This window comes from Microvirga sp. P4_A5, assembly GCF_056402495.1.
Genome location: NZ_JBFUHH010000114.1, coordinates 1 through 12,413 on the forward strand (window position 1 = coordinate 1; position 12,413 = coordinate 12,413).

Below are 12,413 nucleotides of genomic sequence, written 5' to 3' on the forward strand. Positions count from 1 at the left end.
GCGTACGACTGCTCGGAATCTGTACTGGAACCTTCGCCATCGCTAAGGCCGGCCTAGTGGGAGACCGGCGTGTATGCATCCACTGGAACGTCTTGGATGCCTTCAAAACCCAGTTTCCGGATCTCAACGCATCCGTTGACCGTCTTTTCATTGACGAGGGTGACCTCATCTCCTGTGCGGGATCTACTGCCGCGATCGATCTCGGGCTCTATCTAATCGCCCGCCATTGCGGCCGGGACCGGGCACAACAAGCGGTTAGACACATGATGCTTCAAGATATCCGCCTACCGTCCATTCCGCAGGCGCATTTTTACGGCGAACTTGAAGGCATCAGCGACACCCGGGTTCGTCAAGCGGCTCAGTTTATTGAACAGCGGCTCGATACACCGCCCTCGGTTGAAGTAATTGCAAGATACGTCGGAGTTAGCAGCCGTCAACTCGAGCGGACTTTCCAAGCGGCGTTGGGAATCGGACCCTCAGCGTTCCAACGCCGCCTTCGCTTGAACTACGCACGTTGGCTCTTGCTTAACAGCAAAAGGACAATCACGCAGATAGCGCTCGACGCTGGGTTTTCGGACACCGCTCACCTCTCCCGCGACTTTCGAGCATCGTTTGGCATTTCACCTCGAGACGCCCGGAAAATTGATATAGCAGATCCTAACTGAAGTCCTATCCGGGCGGCCCGGACCCACGGCACTAGCAGACCCGTTCTCCTAGGGGACTCACGGTTCTCATGTTCGATCGTCCAATTGAACACAGGCCCCCGGGTCCCGGTCGCGATTGGCTCACTGGCTTGCTTCACGCAGTGGTATCCAAAATACCTGAGATTTTGCGTCCGCTTGCGACGAGATGGTCGATTAGCTCGCCTTGTCGTTCCTCGGGAGTATGAGATGGGATGACAAAGCAAATTGCAGCACCTAGCCGACCGTTTCCATCTTTGATCGGTGCGGCCAGACACGTGGTGAACTGGTCAGCCAGCCCTGTTGTAACTGCATATCCCTGGGACTCAGCGCGCCGGATATCCTCCAAGAACCCATCAAACGGGATCACGCGTCCGTCGGGTAGAACGCAATCCTTGTCCGATATAAGTGCGCGTATCTCATGATCGCTCATACCTCCCAACAGCAGCCTCCCCGACGCCGTCCAAGGGATAGGGACGAGAACGCCAGCCTCCGAGCTAAGTCGAAATAGATTCGAGCCAGGATGCATATGCGCGACCGTGTATTTGTCACCTAACAACATACAAAGCTGCGTGGTTTCGCCGGTAGTTTCGGCGAGCCTTATGACCTCGTCGCGCCCTGAGCGAACCAGCGGTTGGGATGCCAAGTAGGCATCCGCGAACAAATACATTGCCCGGCCGAAATAAACGCGCCCTTCCTCGTCCGTGACCTCAAGCAGCCCGGCGGCGGTCAGGCGACTTATAATTTCGTAGAGAGACGATCTTGGAGCCCCAAGTCGCCGGGCCAATTCTCCGACGCCAACCGGCTGCCGAAATTCTCGGAGGAACTCAAATATCTCTATGACTCTGTCTATCCCGCGTGCGCGCGTCGTACCTGACATTCTCTCGCCTAATCCATCAAACGTTTCGCGGAGCCACTTGCGAAATAAAACGAAGGTGCTAGCCTGTCCACTATAGCGACATCGTGTCCAGTATACCGGACCCTCGTTTAGTCTGCAAGAACACAGGGCTTTATAAAAAGGGAGTTGACGATGATAGGTAAAATCACTGCAGCAGCGTTGAGCCTCGGGTTAATGGTAGCCGCAGCGAGCGGCGCCCAAGCCCAGGAAAAGTCCATCTTGGACAAAGTGATTGCCGACAAAACTATCCGTGTCGGCGTCATCCTGAGCCTGCCGCCGTTTGGCATGAGAAACGATAAAGGCGAAGCCGACGGATTTGACGTAGACGTCGCGAAGCTGGTCGCAAACCGCCTTGGCGCTAAACTCGAAATTGTGGACACGACGGCTGCTGATCGCATCCCCAACCTCCGTACCAAAAAGGTGGACCTCGTCATCGGTCAGTTCACTCGCAACTCCGAACGAGCAAAGGTTGTGAGTTTCAGCGACACGTATATTACAGCCGTTGTCATGGCCATTGCCTTGCCCAAAAGCAGTGACGCCACAACGGCTAAGTCTCTTGATGGCAAGCGAGTCGCAGTGATCAAGGGCACCACACAAGATACCGCTTTTTCGGCAGCCGTCCCGGGCGCCCAGGTTCAACGGTTTGACAGTTCCGCCGCTGCCCTCTTGGCCCTGAAGCAAGGCCAGGTCGACGCCATGATCGAAGATAGCAATTTTCTAAATTACCAAGCCAAAATGGACGCAAATATCAAGGTCATTATTGATCCGGCCTTTAAGGACCTTGTCGACTACAACAGCCTCGGCCTACCTCGCGGCGATCAAGAGTGGTTGAACTGGGTCAATACCTTTGTATTTGAGCTCAACACCAGCGGTAAGGGCAGAGAATTGTACAAGAAATGGTTCGATGCCGAGATGCCAGCCGCACTAAATCCGACGTTTTAAGTTTAGCCAAACCGGCACGGCAATGGCCGTGCCGGTCTCCCGGAGTGCTGGCCTGTGTTCCTCGATTGGGGCTCTATCACAACATTCTACCCGCAGCTGCTAGAGGGCGCTTGGCTCACCGCTGTGATCTCGATCTCCGCTTTCATTTTGGCGATTGTCGTGGGCGTGGTCGTTGCTGCAGCGAGACTGAGCACAATCCGAATTCTACGGTGGCTGGCGATTGGTTACGTAGAAATTCTGCGCAATACGCCGGTCCTCCTCCAAATTTTTATCGTGTTCTACGGACTACCCAGTCTCGGTCTTCGCATGTCGGCAACCACCGCCGGTATTCTCGGCCTCGGATTCAATGTTGCGTCCTACCTCAGTGAAATCTTTCGCGCCGGTGTCGGCGCCGTGCCTAAGGGCCATCGGGAAGCCGCAACCGCGCTAGGTATTTCACCGCTACAGTCGTTCGGCTGGATCGTGGCGCCGGTCGCGTTACGAGCAATCTTTCCCGCTCTCTCAAATATGTTTATCGCTACCTTTCTTGGATCGTCACTCCTATCCGTAATCGCTGTGCCGGAGCTAACAGGGAGGACGAATGAAATCAGCGCCCGGACGTTTTTGACAATCGAGGTATATTCCTTCTCGGCCATTATCTACCTTGTCTTGACGCTAGGATGCTCGTTCGCCATGGCCATGTTGAGCAGATGGCTGTTTCCGCCAGCGTCGAGGAGCTGAGGCATGGATTTTACAGCGGTGTGGGCATCGCGCTGGTTGTTATTGGATAGCTTCTTAACGACGTTATTTCTCTCAGCAATCGCGATCTTCGCGGGGACCTTTGTGGGTACTTGCGTAACGATTTTACGCGCTCTCAAGATTGCACCACTAGATCTGATTTTGCGGGCCTACGTGGAGCTGTTTCGGGGAACGCCGCTGCTGATGCAGCTCTTCTTTGTGTACTTCGGCTTACCGATGCTTGGCATCGACGTCGATAAATTTTGGGCGGCCTTCAGCGCCATCTCACTTTATACAGGGGCCTACGTGGCCGAGGTTCTGAGGGCTGGTGTCGAGGCGGTACCGAAGGGCCAGGTCGAAGCCGCAACAGCTCTAGGACTCAGCTTCTTTCAGAGGCTTTGGTACATCATCAGGATCCAAGCGCTTAGGGTTGCATTGCCACCGCTTGTCGGGGTGTACGTCGCCGTTATCAAAGATACTTCGCTTGCAACGGTGATTGGTTACAACGAATTGATGAGGCGAGCCATGGAGCTGGTCCTACAGTATGGAAAGCCCCTCGAGGTGTTGCTGACGGTCGGTTGCCTTTACTTTGCAATCTGTTTTCCGATTTCCAAATTCAGCGAGTGGCTTGAGCGGCGGCTCGCGCGAACCGGTTCCTGAGCAACAGCTCGAGGGTGATATGTCGATTCTCAAATTGAAGAATATGAGTAAGCGCTTTGGTACGCACGAGGTGCTTAAGGACGTAAACCTTGCCGTTGATCCAGGAGAAGTCCTTGCAGTCGTTGGTCCCAGCGGCTCCGGCAAGAGCACGCTTCTGCGGGTAATTAACGGACTTGAACCATTCAACAGTGGGAGTATCGAATTAGATGGCCGGCCAATCACCAGCTCGCGTGGCATGCACGGCTTACGCAAGCATGTCGGCATGGTCTTTCAGCAATTCAACTTGTTCTCTCACCTAACTGTTGGCGGGAACGTCGCCCTTGCACAAAAGCTCGTTCTTGGCCGAAAGCCTCATGAGGCAGACGCTCGTTCACGCGACTTACTGGAGCGCGTCGGACTAGCCGATAAATGGAACGCATATCCGAGCCAGCTTTCGGGCGGACAGCAACAGCGCGTCGCAATTGCTCGAGCACTAGCGATGGATCCCCGCATAATGCTCTTTGACGAAGCAACATCAGCCCTTGACCCGGAGCTAGTTGGCGAGGTTCTCAGCGTAATGCGCGATCTCGCGGAGAGCGGGATGACAATGCTCATCGTTACCCACGAGATGAGCTTCGCCCAAGAAGTAGCAGGGCGAGTCCTGTTCATGGACAAGGGCCTCATCCTCGCTGATTCCTCGCCGGAGGACGTGCTCAGTAACCCAAAGGACCCACGCATTCAGCAGTTCATGCGTCGTTTAACGGAGCGCTAGTCGATGTTTGCTGTTTGTGAAGATTGCGGCAAGGGTTCAGATTCCAGTGTGGGCTACTGCGAGTGCTCTGGAGTCCGGATTTGCACCACGCCGATTTCCGACTTCGTCGTCGATGCTGGTACATGGCCGGCCTCTCCGTTGATAAAGAGCAGAATACCCGGTCTCGCGGGAGTCTTGCTCAAATATGAGGGTACTCACCCATCAGGTTCCTTCAAGGATCGGATTATGCGACTCGCTGTGACGGAGGCCGTGAGGTCTGGTGCTTCTGGGGTGGTCGTGCCCTCAAGCGGAAATGCAGCTCTTTCCGCAGCGGGTGCCTGTRCCGCTGCTGGAATTCCAATGGTCGCTCTCGTCCCAATGGGGACTGCGATCGAGAGAATAGCGCCTGTTCTGGCCCGCGGCGCAGTGGTTCTTGAAGCCGGGTATGACCCCAGTGCGGCTTACCAGGCAGCCAAACTTGTGGCCGCCGAACTGGGCCTAATGCCCCTCTACTCGACATTTGCAGCACCGATCGCAGAGTGGGCCTGTCGGATGATAGGAGTGGAGATTACTCGGCAAATGGGGGGAGCGCCTTCGACCCTTGTAGCCCCTATCAGTGCAGGCCCAATCTTGCTGGGCACCGCCAACGGCATTCTTCAGGAAACGGGACATCGTCCGCGACTGGTGGCGGCCCAAGCTAACGGGTGTTGCCCTATCGTGAAGGCCTTCGAAGCAGGTCGCGACACCGTGGAAGAATGGCAATCCCCAATCGATACTGCAGCAACCTCTATCGCGGATCGGCTATCAGGATACCCTCAGGACGGCACATACACTCTTCGCGCGCTGCGACAGACGGGTGGTGCAGCGGTGGCGGTGTCAGACGACGAGATGCGCTTAGCGCGGGAAGCATTGCTGTTCTACGATGGACTTGACGTTGAATTCTCATCGACCGCCGGCGTTGCCTGGTTGCGTCGAGAAGAGCCTGACAGTAGCTCGACCGTATGCGTTCTGACAGCATCTGGTTTCAAGCATACGTATCGAGGCGATTGCCCTCGACCCGCGCGGAATAAGCAGCAGGATGCAATTGCTGCCACCGCGCAAACTCTAATCCAGAAAAACGGAATCCCAGTCAAATTGGCCTGAAATCGGTCGATGTTGACCGCCTCCGCGGCTGGCACGATCGACGAAATCAAAGGTGGAATTCAAATGATTAAGCGCTTTAAAGTTGGCAGCCGTATGAGCCAAGCGGTGGTAGCTGGCAATCACATCCATATCGCAGGGCAGGTCGCCGATGAGCGTAAAACACCCGTTGAGTCTCAAACTAAACAAGTCCTAGACAAAATCGACGCACTTTTAGCTGAGGCAGGCGGAAGTAAGTCGGATCTTGTCGCGGTCAATATTTTCCTGCCCAACATCAGCGACTTCGATGCCATGAATCAAGTGTATGATGCCTGGATTGATCCTGCCAACCCGCCCGCTCGCGCCTGCGTGGAGGCCCGCCTCGCTGATCCGGACCTCAGGATAGAGATCACGGCAGTAGGCCTAGTTGTCTAGTCTTGCAGGTTCGCCAATTTTATCGTGCTCCATCCCGTCAATGGTCCTTGGGTTCTGCGCCGCATCGGGGAGTTGRCAGATTAGCCACACGTGGATCTCGACCTTCAACGTGTGGCTGATCTGATGCACTATCGCGACCCAGCCTTCGACCGGGAAGATCCCAAATGCTGCCGGGAACGTCGAGGACGGGTCAACGATTTCCTCGGCTCACTGAGGGATAAGACATGTCCGCACCGATCGAAGAATCTCGGGAAACCCGGCAAGCCCAAGGCTCCCCAGCCACGAAAAGGGAATTGTCGCAAACCCATTAGTAACTCAGTTCGGTCTATGCCTCTGGCAAGCTCCGGAGGTTTATGATGTTCAAAGGCCGTCATTTCGATCGCTCCGTAATCCTGCTGTGTGTCCGGTGGTATCTCGCTTACGGCCTGAGCCTGCGAAATCTGGAAGAGATGATGGCCGAGCGCGGCATCTCGGTCGATCATGCGACCATTCACAGATGGATCATTCGCTACTCGCCCGAGCTGCTGGAGCGGTTCAACCGGCGCAAGCGAGCGGTCACCGGCAAGTGGCATGTCGATGAGACCTACATCAAGGTCCGGGGCCAGTGGCGGTATCTTTATCGTGCGATCGACAGCAACGGCGATACGGTCGAGTTCTGGTTCAGCGAACGGCGGAATCTGACGGCCGCCAAGTGCTTCCTGCGCAAGGCCCTGAAGCGGCATGGTCGGCCCGAGAGGATCGTCATCGACGGCAGCCAGACGAACCGAGAGGCGATCCTGTCCTGCGATACCGCAGACCGGCTCCAAGATCGATCACGACGGAAGCTGAAACCCATTCGCATCCGCCAAAGTGCCTACCTCAACAATCGTATCGAGCAGGATCATCGCGCTATCAAAAGGCGAGTTCGTCCAATGCTCGGTTTCAAGTCAACAAAGAGCGCCCGCGTGATCCTGGGCGGGATTGAGATGGTTCACATGATGCGCAAAGGACAGGCGAAGTATGCCTCCAATCTGCCATTGTCGCTCGCTGATCAATTTGACGAGCTTGCAGCGTAAGAGCTCATCGGTCGCCCAGGGTCCATTTCGTCCTATAGCCAAATTTGCGACGGATCCCTCCCGCCTTCGGCCGATTCAAATACGTGTGACCGCTCTCCTGGTGCACCGTTAAATCGATATTTCACCTTATGTATCTCTCAGATCCATCGGTACCCGTTGCCCATAAAGCCACGCGGGCTTTGGTCGATATCCACGGCCTACCTCGGACTGCAGTGATTGCCGTGAAAATTTGAATAAAATATTGCGCAATCTTGAAAGCTATCTCTAGAATTCACTGGAGAGCGAAAATAAGAAGACGTAAGAAGGCCTTCTTCGATGTCGCGTAGTACTCCGGTTCACGGCTAGGGCGGAGAGCCGCCTAGTTCGGCACCGCAAACGTTCACTGAAATAAATTTCAAAGCCGACGCATTCAAATTTTTGGAGAATAACTTGAGTAATATTGAACTGAAACAGGCGCCGGTTTTTGGCGTCATTCATCCCAATGGGACTTTCAAGCGGTCACGTTTGGACGTGTTGATGTCACTGCCAAGGGGACAGCATGTTGTCGAGATCAGATACGGGGATCACCGGATGGAGATGCATCATTCGGATACCCGTAAGCAGGGAGGCACACTGAACGAGGCCGCATCGACGCTGCTGGCGCAAGAGGGGCTCGTCCAGGTCAAAGGCCAGAAGCGTAAATGCGTTTATGGCGACGCCGTCCTCGTTTCGCGTCAAGCGTACCCGTATTTTCGAATCGACAAAAGTGCGATCGATTTGCTGCTGGAAGTCGATAGCGCTTTTCCGAACACGCAGACTCTTATTTGCGCTCTTCCGAACGCTGTGTCTGATCTCTATATCACCGAGGATAATCCCAGCGACGAACTGCTGTTCAAAGCGAAGCTGACGTTCGGTTGACGTCACAGCTATTGACCCTGATCGGTCGACGGCGATTCTTTCGGCTCAGGTGGGATTGTCAGCAGGTGCGAGGATCCGAGATGCAAAAAACAAAAGGCCGTGGGGAGGCGGCTTCGAATTTTCGCTGCCGTCGACTGGATTTGACGAGTGGTATTCGTGGCAAAATGCAAAATGGGGTGTGAATGGATCAGTTGCGCGCTCCACGCCATGATGATGGAAGCCGGAACTCGCTGACTGCCATCTGAACTTTGCGGGGCGTCATCTCTATATTGCTGCTACACTCAATACCGGCGCAAGTTAGAAATGTCGCGCTTTGTGCCAAATAGAAATGTCAGTGTCGCGCGCGCCGAGAGGCTTGGCCCGGCTGGGCTGGCTAGGGTTGCAGGGCCGGGCCAAGTCGTCATCCAGGTTGCTCATGCTGCTATCAGTTCAGCTTGAACATGCGACGTTCAGCCTGGCCACGACGACGAGGCGCTTTAGCGCTGCGCTTCTCGTCACGTTCCTGCTGCCGCTGCGCCACGTAGGCGAGAACCTCGCTCAAGCGCTTGTTCTCGACGATCGCCGCCTGTGTGACCTTCCGGATCTTGTCGTAGTGCATCCGGTAGGGTAGGTCGACGCCGTTGTGGCGGATCGACAGACGGCCGTCCGGATAGTCGATCACCGTCACGCGTTGCGGGCGAGGGGGCGTGATCTCGTTTGGCTCCAACAGAAAGATCATCTTGTCGGATTGGACCGTCAGGTTGAAGGTCAGTTTGCGTTGTTCTTTCCATGCGAAGACATCCTCGAGCACAGTGTTTGGCTGGACCTCCCGGTGTGCATCGGACTCGTCGAATGGCAAGCGGGCGAAGCGTCGTTGTGATTGTCGAGGAACCTCTGTAGAAACGCGTTCGCCGCCTCGATCGTCGATATTCCCACCAGACGAAGCTCCTTCACCGGCCGGTCCTGCAACGTGCCGAAGGAGCGCTCGATCCGGCCTTTGGCGGCTGGGCTGTTGGCGCAGGTGATATCGATGTTCAGTTTATGCAGGGCGCGCCCGAATTGTGTCATGCCGTCGCCGCCCGCGGCCGCCGTGTTGTTCACCTGGAAGATCGGGTGCTTGTCCGAGTAGAAGGCGATCGGGCGGCCATGCGCCCTGACGTACCGCTGGGTCTCGCGCAGATAATTAGGGCTCGATTCCGACGGCACGAAAGCTGCATGCATCAGCCGGCTGGTCGCATCGTCGATATAGGCGAGCAGGGTGCAACCCGGCGCCCGATTCTCGAACCAGAAATGCTGCGATCCATCGATCTGGATCAGTTCGCCCAGTCGTTCCCGGCGATTGCGCGGCTGGTGGACCGAGGGCATCCGCCGACGGCGGTCGAGCCAGAGCCCATCCTCGATCATCCATTTGCGGACCGTCTCGCGCGAGACCGGACAGCCGTGGAGCTCCAGCAACTTCTCCGTCGCCAGCGTAGGCCCGAAATCGGCATAGCGCCCCCGGACGAGGGTCATCGCCAGCTCTCGAATGTGGGTCGGCAGCCGATTGTTGCTTGGACGACCGCGACGCTTCGAAACCAGGCTCACGGCGCCATCCCGCCGGAACGCCCTCAGCAAACGAAACATCTGGCGCCGCCGGAGTCCGAGGATCTCACACGCCTCGCTCACTCCCATCCGGCCGGCGGCGAGATCCGTCAGGGCGTCAAGCCGCGAAAACTGAAACCCCAATCGGAAGGAGAGTGCCATCTGAACTTTGCTAAGGGGTGTCATCTCTATATTGCAGCTACACCGCGGATTCGCATAATTGTTGTTTTGACAAGAAATCGGTAACCACCGCCGTGCCAGGATCCTGTTGACCACGAGGATCCGATGCCCGCAAACCACCGACTTGGCCAGCTCTGGCTCGACGCGCTGGCGACTGAAATCGGCGCCGCCCCYGGCACGATCACAACCTACAGCGACGATCTCAAGTGCTATCTTGCCTGGCTCGCAACCGCCCAACTCAGCCTGAGTGTCGTGAGCGTCGATCGCATTCGCGACTACATCACATCCCTCGATGATCGCGGCTTTGCCCAGTCGACTGTGGCGCGCCGCCTCACGGTCGTCCGAAGCCTTCACCGTTTTCTGATCGCCGAGGCCTTGGGTTCCGGCGATCCCACAGCCACCCTGGCGCCAATGCGGCGACCGCAGAAACTGCCGTTTGTCCTCACGGCCGATGAGACGGCTTGCCTCCTCGATACGGCGCACCGGCTCGCGGCCGATGCCACCGTCGGCCTCTACCGCCAGGCCGGCTATGCCCGCCGGGCGGCTTTGTTCGAAACGCTCTATGCCTCCGGCATGCGGATCAGCGAGGCGGTGTCGCTGCCGTCAGACGCCGCCCCGGCGGGGACGCAGATGCTGATGATCCGTGGCAAGGGCGGCAAACAGCGTCTTGTGCCGCTTCACGCCCGCGCCATCGAAGCAATCAGGGTGTGGCAACACCTGGCCGCCGCCTATTCCGGCAACACTGCAACTAAGTGGCTGTTTCACGCAGTCCGCAACGGGTCAAAACCTCTGACCCGTCAGGCGGCCCTTCTGGAGATCAGGGAGGCAGCAGTCGCGGCCGGACTCCCCCGCCCCGAACGGGTGTCGCCGCATGTTCTGCGCCATGCCTTCGCGACCCACATGCACGCGGGCGGAACCGACCTCCGGGTCTTGCAGGAACTCCTCGGTCACGCCGGCATCGAGACGACCCAGATTTACACCCATCTTGATACTTCGCGCCTACGTCAGATGGTGCAAGACTTACATCCACTGAACGAGGAGCGCGAACTCGGACCACAGGCGGCTCGCCATGATCCAGACAACCTGAGCCGATCGACTTAAATTTCGATAAGCAAAGGACGCACACTCCGTGCTCGGCAATCATTCGCTTTCCGATTTCCCGAAATGTCATCGTCCATGAGGAGCGGCGTGATTTTTTGCAGAAGTGCTTGGCCTGCACCCAGAAGTCCAACAGCTGGCGGCAACCGTTTATCACCTCCGCGGCGATCCGACGCAAGGCACTCTCCTTCGGCGGGGTGCGCAGAGAAACATGCTCAAACTGTCACTGTTGCAGCGTACGACCGCATACGCTGTGAGGCTGAGGCCATACCCAAAGGTTGGTCAGATTCACACACCCTATCCAGTGTCGCTACGACATCCTCCCCGCGGTAGCTGAGCGGGGACCAAGCACCGGCACGTTTCGCGAGAAGGTGAGGACGACGGTCAGAACGCGCAGTTTCTTCCCGGCAGCCAATTGGTCATGGACAAAATCCTTCGCCCAGACATCGTTCGAGCCGACGGCTTCCTGGCGATCATCAAGCAGCTTCGCCTTCACCCGCCGTTTTGGTGTCTTGTTCCGGAGCTGCAAGCCTAAATCCCTGTAAATGCGATACACTTTCCTGATGTTGATGCCCCAGTCTTCGCGATCCAGGAGAACGTGAACGCGGCGATAGCCCTAGCGACACGCGTTTGGCAGATCTCCCGGATCCGTTTCTCGACAGCGATCTGATGCTTCACCCCGGTCGCCGGCGGACAGCTTCCGGAGGACGGTGCCAACCCGCGGGATCCCCCTCCCCGTCCCATGTCTCCATCGCCGCGATCGCTCGTTCAGCCGTGTCGTGGCAATAGCGCTCGCGGTATCCGATATGGTCGATATCCACGTGGATGGTCCAGTGATGGAGTAATCTGTGCAGTGCAGCCCGCGCAGCCGTCCATCGGGAAGAGCCCAGAACTGGTTGTATGTGGCCTGGATCTAAGGAGCGAGATCGTCCGGCGTAAGGCCAAAGGTCGTTGAAATCGTCACGACGCGGCGTTTCGATTAATTGCGCGACGGAATGTCGGTGAGCTGTTTTTCGCAACCGGGAAAGCTTGGATCATCGAGCTCCATCTGCTCGGTGAGGCCGAAGGCCGACCAGATTGCCAGCCCGAAGTCAGATCCAATCTCGACTTGATCCTGAGCAGGTTTGGCATTGGCTCCGGCATTCCGCGAAACGTGCTGTTCGGCCATGAACGATCTCCGACCCCGTCGAGGCCGTTCGAGGTTCAAAAATGCGGCAAAAAATACTGCGGCTCTTCTGCAAAAAAATAATCTCACATCAAATCATTATTGGTCGATAAGCGAGCGCAACGAGAAAGGATAAGGCGTCACCACCCGCAACCCGGCCGGAGCGTCGATCCGCCAGACGGTCATTCACGGGCTTGAAATAGGCAAGAATTGGACATAGATTGAGCGTGATATGGTTAATACGTGATCGGAAAATGTTATGAACGCCGCCCTGGAC

13 protein-coding genes and 2 pseudogenes are annotated in these 12,413 nt (G+C 56.7%); 10 read left to right on the forward strand and 5 right to left on the reverse strand.

Annotated features, from left to right (window positions below):
• Positions 1-665: GlxA family transcriptional regulator (locus AC1DVM_RS20220; protein WP_477257424.1), on the forward strand; the 665-nt coding region annotated here is incomplete at its 5' end.
• A 133-nt stretch (positions 666-798) separates the two neighbouring features.
• Here the strand turns inward: AC1DVM_RS20220 and AC1DVM_RS20225 are convergent.
• The gene (locus tag AC1DVM_RS20225) at positions 799-1,560 is read right to left on the reverse strand and encodes an IclR family transcriptional regulator (protein WP_477257426.1); all 762 of its coding nucleotides are present in this window, start codon (positions 1,558-1,560) and stop codon (positions 799-801) included.
• A gap of 150 nt (positions 1,561-1,710) precedes the next feature.
• Here AC1DVM_RS20225 and AC1DVM_RS20230 point away from each other — a divergent pair, with 150 nt between their 5' ends.
• From AC1DVM_RS20230 to AC1DVM_RS20265, 8 genes are all read left to right on the forward strand, one after another.
• Positions 1,711-2,520 carry a transporter substrate-binding domain-containing protein gene (locus AC1DVM_RS20230; protein WP_477257428.1) on the forward strand — a complete coding sequence of 270 codons (810 nt, stop codon included), beginning with the start codon at positions 1,711-1,713 and terminating at the stop codon, positions 2,518-2,520.
• A 54-nt stretch (positions 2,521-2,574) separates the two neighbouring features.
• On the forward strand, positions 2,575-3,240 hold the full coding sequence (locus AC1DVM_RS20235) for an amino acid ABC transporter permease (protein ID WP_477257430.1): 666 nt from the start codon (positions 2,575-2,577) through the stop codon (positions 3,238-3,240).
• Positions 3,241-3,243: 3 nt separating this feature from the next.
• Positions 3,244-3,897: an amino acid ABC transporter permease gene (locus AC1DVM_RS20240; RefSeq protein WP_477257432.1), complete on the forward strand. Its 654-nt coding sequence runs from the start codon at positions 3,244-3,246 to the stop codon at positions 3,895-3,897.
• Between the two features lie 19 nt (positions 3,898-3,916).
• The gene (locus tag AC1DVM_RS20245) at positions 3,917-4,648 is read left to right on the forward strand and encodes an amino acid ABC transporter ATP-binding protein (RefSeq protein ID WP_477257434.1); all 732 of its coding nucleotides are present in this window, start codon (positions 3,917-3,919) and stop codon (positions 4,646-4,648) included.
• A 3-nt stretch (positions 4,649-4,651) separates the two neighbouring features.
• On the forward strand, positions 4,652-5,770 hold the full coding sequence (locus AC1DVM_RS20250) for a pyridoxal-phosphate dependent enzyme (protein WP_477257436.1): 1,119 nt from the start codon (positions 4,652-4,654) through the stop codon (positions 5,768-5,770).
• 63 nt (positions 5,771-5,833) lie between these two features.
• Positions 5,834-6,181: a RidA family protein gene (locus AC1DVM_RS20255; RefSeq protein ID WP_477257448.1), complete on the forward strand. Its 348-nt coding sequence runs from the start codon at positions 5,834-5,836 to the stop codon at positions 6,179-6,181.
• A gap of 356 nt (positions 6,182-6,537) precedes the next feature.
• Entirely contained in the window at positions 6,538-7,236 is a 699-nt protein-coding gene (locus AC1DVM_RS20260) for an IS6 family transposase (protein ID WP_477257438.1), read from the forward strand.
• A gap of 429 nt (positions 7,237-7,665) precedes the next feature.
• Complete coding sequence (locus tag AC1DVM_RS20265; protein WP_477257440.1) at positions 7,666-8,133, forward strand: hypothetical protein; 468 nt, start codon at positions 7,666-7,668, stop codon at positions 8,131-8,133.
• A gap of 424 nt (positions 8,134-8,557) precedes the next feature.
• On the opposite strand, the pseudogene AC1DVM_RS20270 reads toward AC1DVM_RS20265, so the two are convergent.
• Positions 8,558-9,855, reverse strand: a pseudogene (locus AC1DVM_RS20270) (ISNCY family transposase).
• A 123-nt stretch (positions 9,856-9,978) separates the two neighbouring features.
• On the opposite strand from AC1DVM_RS20270, the gene AC1DVM_RS20275 reads away from it, so the two are divergent.
• Positions 9,979-10,974: a tyrosine recombinase gene (locus AC1DVM_RS20275; RefSeq protein ID WP_477257442.1), complete on the forward strand. Its 996-nt coding sequence runs from the start codon at positions 9,979-9,981 to the stop codon at positions 10,972-10,974.
• Positions 10,975-11,258: 284 nt separating this feature from the next.
• On the opposite strand, the pseudogene AC1DVM_RS20280 reads toward AC1DVM_RS20275, so the two are convergent.
• From AC1DVM_RS20280 to AC1DVM_RS20290, 3 genes and pseudogenes are all read right to left on the reverse strand, one after another.
• A pseudogene (locus tag AC1DVM_RS20280) lies at positions 11,259-11,640 on the reverse strand (IS3 family transposase); the annotation flags it as partial.
• A gap of 310 nt (positions 11,641-11,950) precedes the next feature.
• On the reverse strand, positions 11,951-12,139 hold the full coding sequence (locus AC1DVM_RS20285) for a hypothetical protein (RefSeq protein ID WP_477257444.1): 189 nt from the start codon (positions 12,137-12,139) through the stop codon (positions 11,951-11,953).
• 88 nt (positions 12,140-12,227) lie between these two features.
• Positions 12,228-12,413, reverse strand: a 186-nt coding sequence (locus AC1DVM_RS20290) for a hypothetical protein (RefSeq protein WP_477257446.1), incomplete at its 5' end; no start/stop codon positions are given.